Below are 17,897 nucleotides of genomic sequence, written 5' to 3'. Positions count from 1 at the left end.
GAAACCAACTTGGTTCAATCTTAATAACAGAGTAACTTGCCCGCATACGTACTTCAACACTGTAAATTTTATGTCAGCACTCCCCCTAATATCAGACCAAAATAAAACCATCAAACAAACTTTTTGGCGTTATACCCTGCCCGCCATTGCGGCCATGTTAGTCAATGGCCTATATCAAATTGTCGATGGTATTTTTATCGGTCACTACATCGGGTTTGAAGGACTGGCTGCGATTAACATGGCTTGGCCCGTGGTCTACTTTATGGTGGGCTTTGGCATTATGGTGGGGATGGGTAGCGGCAGCTTGCTATCGATTCAACGCGGTAAAGGCGACACCACGGCAGCGCCGACAATATTAACGACCAGCATGATAATTATGCTGGTGTTAGCGGGTGCGTCCACCCTCATTCTGTTGGCGAGCAGTACCTACTTATTACAAGCTCAGGGCGGAGTCGAAACCACTTTACGGATGGGGCAAGATTATATTGCAGTCTTTACCTGGGGCGGCCTCGCTACTGTGCTGGCAGCGGCACTGCCTTTCTTAATCCGCAATGATGAAAACCCTCATTTGGCCACTATATTAATGGTGATGGGTGCGGTGATTAATATCGTATTGGACTACCTGTTTATCGCGGTGTGGGAAATGGGCTTAAGCGGGGCAGCCATTGCGACTATCACCGCTCAGGTCACTATTTGTGTGATTGGTTTAGGCTATTTTTTATCGCCCTATAGCAACATAAAGTGGCCAGCCAAATTTACCCTGTTCAATTTGAGCTTTAGTCGGCAGATACTTTTACTGGGCTCTTCAAGTTTATTTATGTACCTCTACACTAGCTTTGTATTTGCGCTGCATAACCGACTCTTTATGGAATATGGCTCGCCCTTAATCGTCGGAGCCTTTGCTATTGTTGGCTATTTAATGGTGTTGTACTATTTTGTAGCCGAAGGTGTTGCTGAAGGCTTACAGCCGCCCGTGAGCTACTATTACGGCGCTGAGCAGCATGAAAATATCAATAAGATGTTAATGCTGTCGATTAAAGTCACTTTAATCGCGGGGATAAGCTGGACCCTTCTGCTTAACTTTTTTCCCGAAATAATGGTTGGCCTATTTACCAATGATGATCCGACATTAGTCACAACCGCAGTCGACGGAATACGTATGCATCTGTTTGCGATGCCATTAGATGGGTTTATTGCATTAGCGTCGGTGTATTTTATGGCGACTAATCAAGGTAAAAAGGCACTTATCGTGGCCTGCAGCAATATGCTGGTCCAGCTACCCTTCTTATTTATTTTACCTAAATTTATGGGTGTCGACGGTGTCTGGTTAGCCATGCCGTTGTCTAATATTGCCCTGTGCAGCGTGGTAATACCGCTAGTATATTTTGATGTAAAAAAACGTCGTTTACTGGGTAATCATCATCTCAATACTATCAATGCAGTGACAACTTAAGCCTCAATACAATTAGCTTTTACGATAGCGTTGTAACAGAATATTGACCCGTTCAACATAGGCTTTTGTTTCGGGAAATGGCGGCACGCCTCGATATTGCTCAACCCTTGAAGCGCCGGCATTATATGCGGCGCATGCTAAAGTAATATCACCATCAAATCGCTTTAACAGCTGTGCTAAATAACGGCTACCCGCCTGAATATTTTGACTCGGTTTAAAAGCATCTGTCACGCCGAGCTCTTTAGCTGTGGCTGGCATTAGCTGCATTAATCCTTGTGCACCCGTCTTTGAAATTGCAGCAGGTCTAAATGACGATTCAGCATGAATAACGGCACGGATTAACGCGGCTTCTAACTGGTAGGTTCTCGCGGCTAACCGAATGTCATCGTTATATTGTTGGGTAAATAACGGGATAGACTGCCAGTTAATATTTGAACTGGGTTTACAGGCGTAGCAGTCATAAATACGCACTTGATAATGCCCTGTCTCTGGCGGTCTATCGGAAAAAACCACCACCCCATCGGCATTCTGATAATGGTAAACCTGATTCGGATCGCTTTTTACCTGCTTCAACTTATTGCTATTTCTCTGACTACCCAACACACTTTTATCTGACGGTTTAGCCACAAAATGCGGCTTACTGGTTTGTGCCCAACTGCATACACTAAAAGCGGCAAGGCAGAGCAATAAGGCTTTAATCATAATCCTATCGATTTATCGAGTTTAAGCACGTCGACAATAGCAAACAGTTGCTTCATCTCTTTATTAATCTGGCTAAATTCATATTCAAAAGTCGCCCCTTTAAATATTGATGCCATTTCAAATCGATTATCTTTGCTCTCTAACATAATCAGTAACCGGTTTTGATAAAAGGCACATTGGATTTTGTTATCAAAACTAGATGACAGCGCTTGTAAGCGCTCCATAAAGGTCACGGTAAGCAGGTACCTTGCTTCTATTTGATCGGTAGAAAACACATCAAACTGTTTTTCAAAAATAGGATCTTCCAGCTTTACCCTATCTAATCCTTTAAAGCTTCCTGATAAAAAGTTCATCAGCCCACCACGGTTTTTAACCACCACAGTATGACCTTGAAATGCTTTATGACTGCTGAGCTCGATCATCAGCCCCTTAAAAACACTGACGGTATCGGTGTTTTTATCACGCTGCACCTGCTTAGTCAGATGCAGTTCGTTTAGCGCAATTTCAACGCCTTTATAGGTTCCTTGAACATAATCATCGAAATTAGCTCCGTCATAATGGGGCAAGATTTTTGAAGCTTTAAGTCCTGTGAGACTCATTTGATGATCGCGACTAAAGATAAAATCACTACCAAAGTACTTGAATATTTGCGGATAGACCCGTTGTTTCACATCTTGCTTATAATGTTTAATCGGTCGATTTGTCCACCACAAAAAAGGTAATAAAAGACCCGCCAAAAGCAGATAGAAAATTTCAGGGGTTGAGGCTGAAGCAAGCATGGGCTTGAACATTAAAGCCAGAATAACCAAGCCAACATAAATAGCGCCACTCAAATAGAGCCTGCCACGACATGCTTTAAGACTTGAAACTCTGGCATTTTCAAATTTACTGCTTAGCGGTTCAATACACTGTTGATAATGTGCTTTAAATGCATCTTGCTCGCTTGCGGGTGCTTTGAGTCTATCACCGCCACGCAATGCCTTGATCGGCGCACCAAAAATAAAACCGATGATATTCATATAATCATAATGTTAACTAATATAATTTCTGCCCGATAATACGCTCTAGTCAGGTAACGGCACTGACACCAGCACCGCTAAAAGACCCTTGCTACTTTAAAAAGTCAGCCGCATCCACTGGTGCTTTGGACACCTCGTCAGCTTCATAAAAGGGCATCACTTTAACACTCGCCATGGATGCAATGATTGAACCCGGAAAGATCTCTACGGCAGTATTGAGCTCTGAAACCGCACTATTATAAAAGCGACGTGCAGCTGAAAGCTGGGCTTCGACTTCATTATAGGTTTGCATCGCTTGCAACATGGTGTTGTCGGAGCGAAGTTCAGGATAGTTTTCGACATTAACCATAAGCTGTGACATTTTTTGATTAAGCAGCTCTGATACCTCTAAGTGCGCTTTAACCGCATCAGGATCGGTATCGCTGTACCTTTCTATTGCTTGGGTTCTTAGCGCTGTGATCTCAGTTAACAGTGATTTTTCATGATCCATGTACTTCTGCGCAATCTTTAATATATTGGGTACTAAATTCGAGCGCTTCTTCAACTGCACATCGATGCCAGATAAGGCTTCTCGGCCTGCATTGCGTTTTTTAATTAAACTGACATACCAGAGGTAAGCAATAATCACCACCAACCCTAAGCCCAACATAATACCTTCCATTGTATATCCTTATTGTTTTGGTGCCCTTTTTTATAGGCATCTTTGCCAATGCGCAGGAAAAATAATCATTTTTTGGCGCTACTCTTGGCTTTAGTAGCCACACTGTTACTCATTTAGCGACCAAAATCCAGCCTAATAGAGTGACTTGCCAGCATTTTCCGTGGTGTTTTTTAACGCACATCTCACCAAGTTGCTACCTTTATCGCTGAAAAGTCACATTAGAACGTTGTAATCTGAGGGTTTAGCACCATTAATGATTAAACTTCACCAAATTAAATTAAGCGACTACTTTATCATCAGCGATATAATTTATTAACTTATGCTTCAAACACTAAAGGTGTTTTATCTCTAGTGTTTTTTTGTACAACCTCACAATTATTATTACCATTATTGCTAATAATTTACCGCTAAAGCTATAGTTATGACTTGTTGCTAGTGAATTTGATGCTATTAGGCAGAATACTCACTTCAAATCTCGCAAACTCAATATGTTAACCACAAACAGCTTACTTATTTTTAGCTTATAGGCTGCGACACATCGATATATTAGTGTCAGCCATAACCGACATCGTAAACCCATCAATCTCTTTTGGACGCATTATTTATGAGTCCTTTTTTGTGTCTAAAATCCGACAATACCAACACACTTTTACGGATGACTAGACCATTATTAACATGAATAACGGCTCATCTAATCTACTGTTGGTGTTCAGCGTTGATACAGCTATAGCACGCTATATTGGTGTCATCCCTAGCGGACATTGTTAACCAATCAATCCCTTTTGGACTCATTATTTATGAGTCCTTTTTTTTGCCTGAAATTTGATAATCCCGGCACGCTTTCACGGGTGACTAAGCCATTAGTTAACATGAATAACTGTTCATCTAATCTGCTATTGGTGTTCAGCGTTGATACAGCTATAGCGCGCTATATTGGTGTTATCCCTAGCGGGCATTGTTAACCAACCAATCCCTTTTGGATTCATTATTTATGAATCCTTTTTTTTGCCTAAAATTTGATAATCCCGGCACGCTCTCACGGGTGACTAAGCCATTAGTTAACATGAATAACTGTTCATCTAATCTGCTGTTGGTGTTCAGCGTTGATACAGCTATAGCGCTATATTGGTGTTATCCCTAGCGGACATTCATTCAACGAGCATTGTTAACCAATCAATCCCTTTTGGACTCATTATTTATGAGTCCTTTTTTTTGCCTGAAATTTGATAATCCCGGCACGCTTTCACGGGTTACTAAGCCATTAGTTAACATGAATAACTGTTCATCTAATCTGCTATTGGCGTTCAGCGTTGATACAGCTATAGCGCGCTATATTGGTGTTATCCCTAGCGGACATTGTTAACCAATCAATCCCTTTTGGACTCATTATTTATGAGTCTTTTTTTTGCCTGAAATTTGATAATCCCGGCATACTTTCACGGGTGACTAAGCCATTAGTTAACATGAATAACTGTTCATCTAATCTACTGTTGGTGTTCAGCGTTGATACAGCTACAGCGCGCTATATTGGTGTCATCCCTAGCGGACATTCATTCAACGAGCATTGTTAACCAATCAATCCCTTTTGGACTCATTATTTATGAGTCCTTTTTTTTGCCTGTCGTTTAGCCTCCGCTTTAAAGCCCTTTAATCCAAAGCCAGCCGTGAGTTTGTTACCTGCCGCCAATCCCTTTTAAGGTTCAATTAATTGTTGTTATCCATCATGCAAGGTCAGTTTACATTCCTACCGCTTTCACGCTATGAAACTGATATTAAGTAAACATAAAAATGACATTTAATAATTATAAAAACAAATAAATACCCACAACTGAAGGATGATGAAATGAGCACCGATAAAGGTGAGAGCTTGCCTCTACCCAATGATCCACCCGCAAGCCCTGAAACACAGCAGAGCGGTTGGTTCGTAAACTTCCTCAACGTTGTTGAACGACTCGGTAATTTACTGCCACACCCTATTACACTATTTGCACTCTTTTGTGCCGCCGTCGTCGTTATCAGTGGTATTGCAGGCTACTTTGAACTCACCGTTATAGACCCTCGCCCAGAGGGATCATCTGGACGTAGTGCTGATGGTCTCATCCATGTGGTAAGCCTAATGAACGCTGAAGGCTTACGGATGATAGTTTCAAACCTTGTCACCAACTTCACTGGTTTTACGCCATTAGGCACGGTATTGGTTGCGCTATTAGGCGTGGGTATCGCTGAACGTTCCGGATTACTTTCCGCTGCCATGCGTTTATTGGTGATGGGCGCTTCAAAACGTTTAGTCACCTTGACCATTGTATTTGCCGGGATTGTGTCTAACACCGCTGCCGAACTTGGCTATGTGGTACTGATCCCTATGGCTGCCATGATCTTCCATTCGTTGGGACGACACCCATTGGCGGGCTTAGCCGCTGCGTTTGCCGGCGTGTCGGGAGGTTACAGTGCCAACCTACTGCTCGGTACTGTCGATCCGTTACTTTCTGGGATCACCGAAACTGCGGCGCAAATGATTGACCCTGATTATCTAGTGGGCCCTGAAGCAAACTGGTACTTCATGTTTGTCTCTACTTTTTTAATCACCATTCTAGGGGCATTAGTAACCGAGAAAATTGTGGAGCCAAAACTCGGCAAATATGATCCTAGCGAAGCGGCCACCGATCTCAGTCAACAAAAGATGGATGGCGTGACAAAACTAGAGAAGAAAGCTCTCAAAGTTGCCGGACTTACAGTACTCGCTATGTCGCTGTTATTAGCGCTAACGGTTGTACCTGAAGGCGCACCATTAAGAAACCCTGATACCGGGCTTGTTGCAGGCTCGCCGTTCCTAAAAGGAATAGTTGCCTTTATCTTTGTCTGTTTTGCCATTCCAGGGCTGGTTTATGGCCGCGTCGTTGGCAGCATGAAGCGTGATGTTGATGTGATTAATGCCATGTCTCACAGCATGAGCAGTATGGGTATGTACATTGTATTGGTGTTTTTTGCCTCGCAATTTGTCGCTTTCTTCAAATGGACCAACTTAGGCGCGGTATTGGCCGTATCAGGCGCCGATGCGTTAACCACTATTGGCCTAACCGGGCCATTAGTGTTTTTACTGTTTATTATGATGTGCGGTTTTATCAACTTAATGCTCGGCAGTGCATCAGCGCAATGGGCGGTTACTGCGCCTATTTTCGTCCCCATGTTGATGCTGGTAGGTTATGCACCAGAAACCATTCAGGCGGCGTATAGAATTGGCGACTCAGTGACAAACCTCATCACGCCTATGATGAGTTACTTCGGCTTGATTCTGGCGGTGGCGTCGCAATATAAAAAGAACCTCGGCATAGGAACACTGGTCGCAACCATGTTGCCTTACTCGATGGTGTTCTTCGTTGGTTGGACCTGTTTTTTCTTCATTTGGGTGTTTGTCTTTGGCCTACCAGTAGGACCTGGTGCAGAGACTTATTACACGCCTTAAAGTACAGGAATATACTCAAACGGCTTGGAAATAGAACTCAAAACAATCGCCCTTGTCACTTCAATTGATGAGGGCTTTTTATTGAGATTAGCACCATAACTTGTCGCCGCTCTGAATCCCACATTTAGAGGTTGCTGGTGATCATAACCACTGACGTTCAGGTCAGATTTAGGAGGTAGAGTCATGCATGGGGCAATTACCGAGGATGCCAGAGCCGAGAACAACTATTAGCTTCATGTTTCCGACTTGCCTTCAGCGATTTGAATTCCCACTGAATGAACAGATACTTAATGCAATTGGTATAAGAAGCACTTTTCCTGCTAACAACGCACTGCCACCATGAGTTAGGTCGCGTATCCAATAAAAAGATGATTCCCCGTGATAGCGCATCTTTACCGCTAGGCTCCTATGGTCGATTTGCGGCTAACAACACCGATAAAAGCGCAACAAAAAGCCCAGCATTTGCTGGGCTTTTTTATATCACCTAATAACCTTAACGTTATTCAGTTTTGGGTGTCTCGACTTTTGCAGCCTCAACGTTAGCCCCTTTCTTTTCTCGCTTGCTGAAGATACGTTCAACAACCACGAAGAAGATTGGGATAAAGAAGAGCCCCATAAAGGTTGAGCTCATCATGCCGCCCAGTACCGCAGTACCAATAGCGTTTTGGCTACCAGAACCTACACCGCTACTAATGGCAAGTGGCACAACACCAAGACCGAATGCCAGTGACGTCATCAAAATTGGACGTAAACGCACTCGAACCGCATGCAGCGTTGCTTCCACTAAGCCTGCGCCCTTATCGTAGAACTCTTTGGCGAATTCTACGATCAAGATGGCATTTTTGGTTGCAAGCCCCACCGTGGTTAACAGACCCACTTGGAAAAAGACATCGTTAGGTAAACCACGGCCATTCATCGCTATCAGTGCGCCAATAATACCCAGCGGGATCACTAATATCACTGCAAATGGAACCGACCAACTTTCATACAGTGCCGCAAGTACGAGGAAGACCACCACAACCGACAATGCATAGAGCATCGGGGCTTGATTACCAGAAAGACGCTCTTCATAAGATAAACCATTCCACTCAACACCAAATCCTGGCGGTAGTTTCTTGACCATCTCTTCGATGATATTCATCGCCTCGCCGGTACTAAAGCCTTCTGCCACACCCCCTTGAATATTCATCGCGGGGAGACCGTTAAAGCGCTCTAGACGAGGAGAGCCATACTCCCAAGAACCCGTCGCAAATGCCGAGAATGGCACCATTTCGCCTTGAGTGTTCTTCACGTACCAAGAGTCCATATCGTCAGGCTGCATGCGGTAATCCGCTTCACCTTGAACATACACTTTTTTCACTCGGCCACGGTCAATAAAGTCGTTGACGTAGTTACCACCCCAAGCTGTACCCAGTACGCTGTTAACCGCACTAATGTCGACACTCAATGCACGCAGTTTTGCATGATCGATATGCACTTGATAAAGCGGTGCATCCTCTTGGCCATTCGGGCGTACACCCACTAGGTTTGGATTTTTCGATGCCATGCCTAATAAGATGTTCCGTGCTTCGACAAGCTTTTCATGACCTTGACCATTTCTGTCCTGCAGATAGAAATCGAAACCATTGGCAGTACCTAGCTCGATAACCGCGGGCGGCACGAACGCAAATACAAAGGCCTCTTTCATCTGCATAAACATTCCCATGGCACGTCCAGCAACTGATTGCACATCTTGACCTGGGTTTTGACGCTCAGACCAATCTTTTAGACTAACAAACGCAATACCCATGTTTTGACCGTTACCCGCAAAACTAAAGCCGGAAACACTAAATACTGATTTAACGTTATCGCCCTCAGTATTCAAATAAAAGTCTGTCACATCGTCCAATACGTCTTGCGTCGCCTGTTGGGTTGAGTTCACCGGCAAGATTGCCTGAGTAAACATGATCCCCTGATCTTCATCGGGTAAGAAGGCTGTTGGCATACGCATAAATATCCAGCCCACTGCGACCGTAATGGCAAGATATACCATCATAGTACGACCAGCACGCTTGATCATCGCCGCAACACTCGCTTCATAACGCGAAGTCATCGCATCAAACTTGCGGTTAAACCAACCAAAGAAGCCTGTTTTTGTATGGCTCTCACCTTTAGCAATAGGTTTAAGCATGGTGGCACAAAGTGCTGGCGTTAAAATAATCGCCACCATCACAGATAATGCCATTGCTGAAACGATAGTTATCGAGAACTGCCTGTAAATAACACCAGTTGAACCCGACATAAATGCCATAGGCACGAATACCGCTGACAACGTCAAACCAATACCCACTAGTGCGCCAGTGATCTGATCCATCGACTTCTTAGTCGCTTCGATGGGGCTTAACCCCTCCTCCTGCATCACACGTTCGACGTTTTCTACCACCACAATCGCATCATCCACCAGCAAACCAATCGCCAATACCATGGCAAACATGGTCAAGGTGTTGATGGAAAAGCCTGCGAACGACAAAATAGCGAATGTACCGAGCAATACAACAGGTACAGCAATCGTTGGAATTAGCGTTGCACGGAAGTTCTGCAAGAACAGGTACATGATTAAGAATACCAGTACGATAGCTTCAAGCAGTGTATGCACTACACCTTCAATCGATTTTTCAACGAACGGTGTGGTGTCGTAGGGATATACTATCTCCATACCTTCGGGAAAAAATGGCTGTAACTCAGCAATTTTTTTACGAACACCTTCAGCCGTTGCTAACGCGTTTGCGCCAGTCGCTAACTGAATACCAAGACCTGCTGCAGGTTTGCCGTTGTAGAAAGATTCTACCGCATAGCTTTCTGCGCCCAACTCAACTCGCGCAACATCTTCGAGATAGACCTTTGCACCGGAAGAGTCAGCTTTAATAATGATTTTCTTAAACTGATCGGCAGTTTGTAAACGGCTTTGTGCCGAAACAGTCGCGTTAAGCTCTTGTCCTGCTACCGATGGGGAACCACCCAACTGACCTGCCGAAACCTGTGCATTCTGCTCTTTTATAGAGGAGATAATGTCCATGCTGGTCAAGTTATATTGGGTCAACTTAAGCGGATCTAACCAGATACGCATCGCATATTGCGCGCCAAACAGCTGAATCGTACCCACACCAGGGACACGACTCATAGGATCTTGCACATTTGAGGCTACATAGTCAGAAATGTCATTTTTATCTAAAGAGCCATCTTGAGATACAAAACCCACCACCATCAAGAAGCCAGCACTCGACTTCGCGACATTAACACCTTGAGCTTGTACCTCTTGCGGTAACAATGGCATCGCAAGCTGAAGCTTGTTTTGCACCTGCACCTGAGCAATATCAGGATCGGCTTCGGCATTAAAGGTTAAGGTAATTTGCGCATTACCAAAGCTATCACTGGTTGAAGATATATAGCGCAGGTTATCAAGACCCGTCATGCGCTGCTCAATTACCTGGGTAACTGAATCTTCCATCGTCTTAGCTGACGCACCAGGATAAACAGCGCTAATCACTACCGATGGCGGTGCAATATTAGGATATTGAGACACGGGTAAGCCGAAGATAGATAACACCCCGGCCAGCATCACAATAATGGCGATTACCCAAGCAAAAATAGGGCGATCAATAAAGAAACGTGCCATAGCTCTACCCTATTTCTGTTGTTGTGCTTGAGGTTTCTTATCCGCGACTAAAGGACCCGCTTTAACAGGTGCTCCAGGGCGAATTTTTTGTAGGCCTTCAACAATGAGTTGATCACCAACATTCAAACCATCCGTAATACGCCACTGGTTATTAATCACTTCAGCTGTCGTCACAATGCGCGACGCAACTTTGCCGTCAATAATCACCATCGCGACCGCTTGGCCTTTAGTGTTACGAGTAATCGCACGCTGAGGGACAAGAATAGCCTGTGGATCGGTACCGGTATTCAAGATAGCGCGAACATACATACCCGGCATTAACACGCCGTCCGGATTAGGGAACTCGGCACGTAGAACGACTGAACCTGTATTTTCATTCACACTAACTTCCGCGAACTGCAGTAAGCCATCATGGTTATAGGTAGTGCCGTCTTCTAGCACCAACTGCACTCCCGCATTATCAGACGCCTTAAGTTGGCCATCTTTTAACTTAGCTCTTAAACGCAACAACTGCGCACTCGACTGAGCTATCTCAATGTTAATTGGATCAAGCTGTTGAATGGTCGCTAACGTTTGAGTTTGATTTGCCGTCACTAACGCACCAGCAGTCACTGAAGATTTACCTACACGCCCAGAAATAGGGGCACGCACTTCGGTGTACTCAAGGTTAATATTCGCGGTATTGATAGCAGCTTCGGCAACGGTGACACGCGCTAACGCTTCTTTGTATGCCGCATCAGCTTCATCATAATCCTGCTCACTGATGGAGTTTAACTTTACCAGCTTCTTAAAACGCAAAGCCTTGGCTTTAGCTGACACTAAGCTTGCTTCTGCACTTTTAAGATCTGCTTGTGCACTAACGAGTGCCGCTTTATAGGTTGCCGAGTCAATCTGATACAGAGATTGACCTTTCTTTACATCTTTTCCTTCAACAAAGCCGCGGTTCATAATAATACCACTGACTTGAGGGCGAACCTCTGCTTCTAAATACGCCTTACTTCGTCCAGGTAGTTCAACCAAAATAGATTGAGATTGAGCCGCTATAGTAATTGCACCCACCTCCATAGGTCCTCTTTCTTGAGGCCCCATTTGATCAGATTTTTGCCCACATCCAGTTATCCATAACGCCACACTTAACACAGAGGCAATTTTCACTATTTGCCGCATGAGAACTCCTATAAAAGCCATCTAACCGGTAATTGAATTATTTTCAGCATTAAATGCCGCCAATTAAACCTTTGAAAGCATAAATTTTTGTCTGATTATTTAACGTGCCTTTATCTCACAATGCAGGCTTGTCAACAAGGAAATATACGAGATTAATTTGTAAGTTAATAAGAATTCCCGCACTAAATCAGCCACATATGTTTAATTATTGTTAACGATATATATTTTTCAACATTCGCATTAGCCCTAAGTTTAGAACAGATGACATTAGATGCTGAAAATTAACAGGTAATGCCAATACATTATCAAAAAAGCATCACATCAAGATCCATAACATTGGCTACTAAATCCGATTATCACCGACGCTACAGGCTAGAATCCGACTGATATCAGCCAAGCTGCGGCCTGAATCCTGTTGCCAGTGATTAAAGACGGCTTGGACCTGCTTAAGTCCCGCTTTTGAGCTAAAGCCATAATCCACTAGCTGGTGTGCCTTGAGATAGCCTTGCACGTCGCTAGTCAGTAGAAAGGTGTCTTTACCGATAGCGCGTAAAAAATAGGGACCTGTGTTACCGCCAAGGCGTGTACCTTTGCGCTTTAAGCTTGCCCATAAACCGATAATATCTTCGCTAGGCCAGCTTGCCAAAAACTCAGCAAAACTACCGTGCTCACGCGCAAGGTCGTTGACCATATGCGCGTTGTCATAGATCGCCATCGTTTTCTTAAGATGCCTGATTAATACGACATCATTAGCCCGCTCTTGCAACTGCTCGGTCGACAGCATCAATACCTTAAAAGGCTCAAAATCAAAAAATGCTTTTTGGTATGCTGGCCACTTAGCCTCGACTATTCGCCACACAAAGCCGCTTTGAAATACCTTTTTACTCATCTCAGATAACAACGGAGCATCGCTATATTGACCAATTTCGTCCTCCGTCAGGCTCGCTGACATTAACTGTTCGAGTCCTGCACTGCCGCCTTTACGCTCCGATGCCCGCTGATAAATTGATGCAAACGTTTCAATACGACTCATCTGTTCTCCTGTTGATACCCAAGCCACAGTTCGACATGCTCGATGCTGCATTTCGAAGTCGCATGGGTATATATTCTGCGGCAGATAACCATTAACCTGCTGAGAGGCATTACTTTATCAAGATAACTCATAGTGTAAGGCACTCACGCAACCAACACAGCACATTGTGGGGACCCGTTTTAGCAACTAGAGTTAACACAAATGCTTTTGATTGGAGTCTGTAACGACCATGGATCTGTATTACCATCCACTGTCACGACAATCACAAAAGGTACTCATTGCCCTTTATGAAAAACAAGCCCACTTTTATCCGCATATTATTAATTTAGCGGATCCTTACGCGAGGCGGGAATTGCAACGAATTGATGCTAGCGGCCACCTACCTTTACTCAGAATTGCATCAGGTGAGATCATTCCCGACGCGAGTATTATTGTAGAATACCTTGATACCAACATTGAGCAAGGTACTCAACTCATTCCTGCATTAACCAAGGATGCATTGCAAGTAAGGCTCTACGACAGACTCAGCGATACACGGCTCGACACAGTGATCGACCATTGGCTCGCAGCCAAGCATCAAAAGCTCAGTAATCAAATTAAGGTCAAGCAACTTGAAAATGAACTGCTGACAACCCTGGACAGTTTAGACCGACGCCTCGCCACATATCATTGGTTATGTGGTGACAGCTTTAGCTTAGCCGACTGCGCGACGATCCCATGTTTACTGACATTAGAAACCGATTTTAAGCTACTCGACTATGAACATCTCGGCCGTTATTGGATCCAAGCCACACTGCGGGGAGCCGTCAATCAAGTGCAAGAGGAGGTGGCGCTCACTCTTGCTCGTACGTCATGACGCCGCTATGCATCCGAGCAAACACAGCGATAGCCAGCTGGAGATGGAACGCCCACAGAAAGATCAGACAGTAGTAGAATGGTGATTATATGTTCTGCGCTTTCTTTAACTCTAAGAAGCGTTTCCACTTTTCAACTTCAGCTGGCAGCTCTGGTGCAGCATCATTAAATGGGATCTCTGCTAGCATCTTTAAAATTGGCACCTGTTTCTTCTTACAGACAAAAACGCCGCGCACATGGGCAATGCAATGCAAACCGCGCTCACTGACAAATCGCTGTTCGACATAGAAGTATTTCTCATCCCAACCGACCACTTTGCTTTCAATATCAAACTTAGCAAATGGCTTGATATCGCGAATATAGGTGAACTCAGCGGCATTAATAATCGGCATCCATCCCAATTTTATAAAACGCTTTAGCAAGCCCATTTCGGACAACATGTAAGTTCGAGCCAGATCCATAAACGCTGGGTAACGCGAATTAGTCAGGTGGAAGTTGATATCGCAATCGGAAGGTAATGCACGATAACTGAGTGTGCTCTTGCCTAAAAAATCGATTTTATTACAGTGACGAACGCGCCAAATAAACAACCAAAAAAGCCTAAAATAAAGATTCATTTACAGCTCAACCTACATCCTTGATAAATAAGAGCCGAAAGGCTAGCAGAGGTCATACCAGATAACAAGCTGTGAAGTAGATCAAATAAAAAAGGCGCACTAGGCGCCTTAAAATGATAAAAATTGACTTAACAATTAGCCGTTAATACCGCAATGTCTTAGCAGAGCATCAGTCTTAGGCTCTCGACCGCGGAAACGTTTAAACAATGTCATAGGTTCTTCACTGCCGCCCATTTCGAGGATATTCTCTAAGAAACGCTTGCCCGTTTCGGCGTTAAAGATCCCTTCTTCTTCAAATAGAGAGAATGCATCTGCAGAGAGCACTTCAGCCCATTTATAGCTGTAGTAACCTGCAGCGTAGCCACCTGCAAAGATATGCGCAAAACCATGTTGGAAGCGGTTAAATTCAGGTGCCTTAACGACCGCCACTAACTCACGGACCTCATTTAGCTTAGCTTGGATCTCTGCGCCTTTGGCAGGGTCAAACTCTAAGTGCATCTTAAAATCAAACAGTGAAAACTCAAGCTGACGCAACATCATCATGCCTGACTGGAAGTTTTTCGCCGCCAGCATTTTATCCAGCATCACCTTTGGCAACGGCTCACCGGTTTCGAAATGGCCTGAAATTTCAGCCAGAGCTTCCTCTTCATAGCACCAGTTCTCCATAAACTGACTCGGTAGCTCAACCGCGTCCCAAGGTACGCCGCTGATCCCAGAAACGCCGCCAACATCAATCTTAGTCAACATATGATGAATGCCATGGCCGAATTCATGGAACAGAGTCGTCACTTCATCATGGGTAAATAACGCGGGCTTGCCTGCCACAGGTGCATTGAAGTTACACGTGAGGTAAGCAACCGGATCTTGCAAACCTGCGCTAGTGGCACGACGAGCACGGCAATCATCCATCCATGCGCCACCACGCTTACCTTCACGGGCGTAAAGATCTAAATAGAAACTGCCACGGTGTTCGTCATTGCTGTCGCGAATATGGAAGAAACGAACATCTTTATGCCAGCTATCAAACTCTTTTTGCTCCTCGACCTTAAGACCAAATAGGCGCGATACAGTATAAAACAGCCCTGAAAGGACTTTATCTTCTGGAAAATAGGGACGCAGTAGCTCTTGGGAGATCTCGTAGCGATGCTGTTTCAATTTCTCAGCATAAAAACCAAGATCCCATGCCGCAAGATCGACAGCACTGTATTCGCTGGCAGCAAAATCTTTAAGCTCGTTAAGTTCGGTTTCGCCTTGTGTTTTAGAGCGCGCAGCAAGCTCCGTTAAAAACGCTAATACTTGTGCCGGTGTTTCGGCCATTTTCGTTGCCAATGACTTGTCGGCAAAGCTGTCAAAACCTAATAGGTTAGCCAGCTCGTGGCGTAATGATAAAATTTCATCCATTAACGGACCATTATCAAATTCGCCAGCATTGGGCCCTTGATCAGATGCTCGCGTGACAAACGCACGATAACACTCTTCACGCAGCGCACGATTCTCGCTGTAAGACATCACGGGTAGGTAAGAGGGGAAATCTAAGGTAAACAGCCAGCCGGTTAACTCTTTGGCCATCGCCATCGCCGCCGCAGCCGCAACAGCAGATTCAGGTAAACCCTTTAGCTCTGCTTCATCAGTGATCAGCTTGCTCCAGGCTTGAGTTGCGTCTAATAATTGATTAGAGAAACCACTAGTCAGTTCCGACATACGCTTAACCAATTCACCATAACGCAGCTTGTCGCCATCACTTAAGCCAATACCTGATAGTTCAAAATCACGCAGGCTGTTTTCAATCATTTTCTTTTGCGCTTGTGAATAATCAGCAAACTCTGCTGATGCCGCAAGTGACTTATAGGCTTGATAGAGCCCCTGATGCTGGCCGACAAAGGTACCGTACTCAGATAACAAAGGCAGACATGCATCATGTGCCGCGCGCCATGCATCATTACTGACAACCGAATTCATATGCGAAATAGGTGACCATATTTTTCCCAGTTCATCATCAACGTCATCAAGTGGAGCAACTAAATTATCCCAACAATAGTTACCCTCATTCTTTAACACTTGTTCTATTTGCGCTCGACAGTTCGCGATACCTTGTTCAATAGCAGGCTGAATATGCTCAGGTTTAAGACTAGAAAAAGGCGGAAGCTTAGTGCTATTTAGCAAGGGGTTGCTCATGAGTGAGTCCTTAACATTCTATGTTGATAATTAAGAGATAGGGGTTAAGAAGGCAATATTCAATGAATTGGCAATAAAACTTATGCTTCGAGGGTTTTCTAGCAGTAAAAAACGCTCATTTCCTTGATGAAGGTCATATTCCAGCCGTATAAACCCCGCTCCGTATTGGTATTGCAAACCACTTCGCAAATACAACTTGTTATCATTTACATTTACGGCGTAAAAATTATGATGTATGGGATTTTCACTTCCTGCTAAATACTGAGTCTTGTAATGAGAAAAGCACTGCAACTTATCGCCATGATCCCACTATTAATCGGATCATCTGTTGTATTAGCCGATGCAGCGTCTAATATCGATGACTCACACAATACTAAAATTATTGAAAAACTGCCGTTAGATGATAGTGGACAAGTTCATGCGCTTTTTGACCTTGGTTGGGACTCTAGCTACATTTCAGAAGGTCGAAATAATCTCGACCAAGGCGGTATCTATTGGGCAACCGCTGCTGTACAAAGAAACAATTTTAACCTATACGCGACTGTCGGACGTGGTGATAGCCAGCACTATACCGAGTGGAACGTGGGGGTAGAGTATGCTTTCAACTTAACCGACAACCTAGGCGGCAGTGTCGGTTACCAACGTTTAGAGTTTTACGGTGACGAACGCGCCCATGATAACGAACTCTTTGGCATACTGGAGTACGCCGCCGTTGATTGGTTAGTGCCTTCCGTGAGCTATACATATTCTACGGAAGCTGCAGGCTATTTCGTCGAAGTAAGTATACACAGTAATTGGGAGCTGACACCAAACTTCAGCGTCTCTCCATACATCACCCAAGGTTTCGATTTTCAATATGTCAGCGAAGAGCATGACGGTGCTAATCACTTCCAATTGGGCATTGAAGCAGAGTATCAGCTGCCTAATCAGTGGGTGCTATCAGGCCATGTTAGTCACAGTATTGCTCAAGAAGACATAAAACTCGAAGCGCGAAATAACAATACTACTGCTAGCTTAGACGAAACCTATGCAGGTATTCATTTAAGCTGGAGCTTCTAACGCCAGAACACTTAAAATTGAACTATAGTTTATTGCTA

General features: G+C 44.3%; 12 protein-coding genes. 4 read left to right on the top strand and 8 right to left on the bottom strand.

Annotation, left to right across the window (positions count from 1 at the left end; all coding sequences use genetic code 11):
• Window positions 1-70: 70 nt before the first annotated feature.
• Window positions 71-1,453 (top strand): MATE family efflux transporter, encoded by a 1,383-nt coding sequence (locus CXF82_RS21510; protein WP_102039931.1) that lies wholly within the window; start codon window positions 71-73, stop codon window positions 1,451-1,453.
• Window positions 1,454-1,465: 12 nt separating this feature from the next.
• Here CXF82_RS21510 and CXF82_RS21505 read toward each other — a convergent pair whose 3' ends face one another.
• The 3 genes from CXF82_RS21505 to CXF82_RS21495 form a co-directional block, all read right to left on the bottom strand.
• Window positions 1,466-2,155: a lytic transglycosylase domain-containing protein gene (locus CXF82_RS21505; RefSeq protein ID WP_102044921.1), complete on the bottom strand. Its 690-nt coding sequence runs from the start codon at window positions 2,153-2,155 to the stop codon at window positions 1,466-1,468.
• A complete protein-coding gene (locus CXF82_RS21500) occupies window positions 2,152-3,174 on the bottom strand; it encodes a DUF3137 domain-containing protein (RefSeq protein ID WP_102044920.1) in 1,023 nt (340 codons plus the stop codon). The genes CXF82_RS21505 and CXF82_RS21500 overlap by 4 nt, the downstream gene beginning before the upstream one ends.
• A gap of 91 nt (window positions 3,175-3,265) precedes the next feature.
• Window positions 3,266-3,835 carry a LemA family protein gene (locus tag CXF82_RS21495; protein ID WP_102039933.1) on the bottom strand — a complete coding sequence of 190 codons (570 nt, stop codon included), beginning with the start codon at window positions 3,833-3,835 and terminating at the stop codon, window positions 3,266-3,268.
• Between the two features lie 1,843 nt (window positions 3,836-5,678).
• Between CXF82_RS21495 and CXF82_RS21490 the strand changes: the two genes are divergently transcribed.
• Window positions 5,679-7,298 carry an AbgT family transporter gene (locus CXF82_RS21490; protein WP_102044919.1) on the top strand — a complete coding sequence of 540 codons (1,620 nt, stop codon included), beginning with the start codon at window positions 5,679-5,681 and terminating at the stop codon, window positions 7,296-7,298.
• Between the two features lie 499 nt (window positions 7,299-7,797).
• Here CXF82_RS21490 and CXF82_RS21485 read toward each other — a convergent pair whose 3' ends face one another.
• The 3 genes from CXF82_RS21485 to CXF82_RS21475 form a co-directional block, all read right to left on the bottom strand.
• A complete protein-coding gene (locus tag CXF82_RS21485) occupies window positions 7,798-10,953 on the bottom strand; it encodes an efflux RND transporter permease subunit (RefSeq protein WP_101090057.1) in 3,156 nt (1,051 codons plus the stop codon).
• A 9-nt stretch (window positions 10,954-10,962) separates the two neighbouring features.
• Entirely contained in the window at window positions 10,963-12,120 is a 1,158-nt protein-coding gene (locus CXF82_RS21480; protein ID WP_102039936.1) for an efflux RND transporter periplasmic adaptor subunit, read from the bottom strand.
• A 343-nt stretch (window positions 12,121-12,463) separates the two neighbouring features.
• Complete coding sequence (locus CXF82_RS21475) at window positions 12,464-13,153, bottom strand: DNA-3-methyladenine glycosylase I (protein ID WP_102044918.1); 690 nt, start codon at window positions 13,151-13,153, stop codon at window positions 12,464-12,466.
• A 229-nt stretch (window positions 13,154-13,382) separates the two neighbouring features.
• Between CXF82_RS21475 and CXF82_RS21470 the strand changes: the two genes are divergently transcribed.
• Window positions 13,383-14,009, top strand: a complete 627-nt coding sequence (locus CXF82_RS21470) for a glutathione S-transferase family protein (RefSeq protein ID WP_102039937.1) — start codon at window positions 13,383-13,385, stop codon at window positions 14,007-14,009.
• Between the two features lie 85 nt (window positions 14,010-14,094).
• Here the strand turns inward: CXF82_RS21470 and CXF82_RS21465 are convergent, their stop codons facing one another.
• Both CXF82_RS21465 and prlC read right to left on the bottom strand, forming a co-directional pair.
• The gene (locus CXF82_RS21465) at window positions 14,095-14,625 is read right to left on the bottom strand and encodes a thioesterase family protein (protein ID WP_101090061.1); all 531 of its coding nucleotides are present in this window, start codon (window positions 14,623-14,625) and stop codon (window positions 14,095-14,097) included.
• A 135-nt stretch (window positions 14,626-14,760) separates the two neighbouring features.
• Window positions 14,761-16,800 carry an oligopeptidase A gene (prlC, locus tag CXF82_RS21460; protein ID WP_101090062.1) on the bottom strand — a complete coding sequence of 680 codons (2,040 nt, stop codon included), beginning with the start codon at window positions 16,798-16,800 and terminating at the stop codon, window positions 14,761-14,763.
• Between the two features lie 273 nt (window positions 16,801-17,073).
• Between prlC and CXF82_RS21455 the strand changes: the two genes are divergently transcribed.
• On the top strand, window positions 17,074-17,859 hold the full coding sequence (locus CXF82_RS21455; RefSeq protein ID WP_101090063.1) for a hypothetical protein: 786 nt from the start codon (window positions 17,074-17,076) through the stop codon (window positions 17,857-17,859).
• Window positions 17,860-17,897 lie beyond the last annotated feature (38 nt).

The organism is Shewanella sp. GutDb-MelDb, from assembly GCF_002836075.1.
In the GTDB taxonomy this organism is placed as follows: Bacteria; Pseudomonadota; Gammaproteobacteria; order Enterobacterales; family Shewanellaceae; genus Shewanella.
The sequence above is the reverse complement of the archived record's forward strand: the minus strand, read 5'-3'. Positions and strand labels throughout refer to the sequence as shown.

Excerpts from the sequence above, each read along its gene's own strand:
- CXF82_RS21510 (WP_102039931.1), top strand. The coding sequence starts at position 71 with ATGTCAGCACTCCCCCTAATATCAGACCAAAATAAAACCATCAAACAA.
- CXF82_RS21505 (WP_102044921.1), bottom strand. The coding sequence starts at position 2,155 with ATGATTAAAGCCTTATTGCTCTGCCTTGCCGCTTTTAGTGTATGCAGT.
- CXF82_RS21500 (WP_102044920.1), bottom strand. The coding sequence starts at position 3,174 with ATGAATATCATCGGTTTTATTTTTGGTGCGCCGATCAAGGCATTGCGT.
- CXF82_RS21495 (WP_102039933.1), bottom strand. The coding sequence starts at position 3,835 with ATGGAAGGTATTATGTTGGGCTTAGGGTTGGTGGTGATTATTGCTTAC.
- CXF82_RS21490 (WP_102044919.1), top strand. The coding sequence starts at position 5,679 with ATGAGCACCGATAAAGGTGAGAGCTTGCCTCTACCCAATGATCCACCC.
- CXF82_RS21485 (WP_101090057.1), bottom strand. The coding sequence starts at position 10,953 with ATGGCACGTTTCTTTATTGATCGCCCTATTTTTGCTTGGGTAATCGCC.
- CXF82_RS21480 (WP_102039936.1), bottom strand. The coding sequence starts at position 12,120 with ATGCGGCAAATAGTGAAAATTGCCTCTGTGTTAAGTGTGGCGTTATGG.
- CXF82_RS21475 (WP_102044918.1), bottom strand. The coding sequence starts at position 13,153 with ATGAGTCGTATTGAAACGTTTGCATCAATTTATCAGCGGGCATCGGAG.
- CXF82_RS21470 (WP_102039937.1), top strand. The coding sequence starts at position 13,383 with ATGGATCTGTATTACCATCCACTGTCACGACAATCACAAAAGGTACTC.
- CXF82_RS21465 (WP_101090061.1), bottom strand. The coding sequence starts at position 14,625 with ATGAATCTTTATTTTAGGCTTTTTTGGTTGTTTATTTGGCGCGTTCGT.
- prlC (WP_101090062.1), bottom strand. The coding sequence starts at position 16,800 with ATGAGCAACCCCTTGCTAAATAGCACTAAGCTTCCGCCTTTTTCTAGT.
- CXF82_RS21455 (WP_101090063.1), top strand. The coding sequence starts at position 17,074 with ATGAGAAAAGCACTGCAACTTATCGCCATGATCCCACTATTAATCGGA.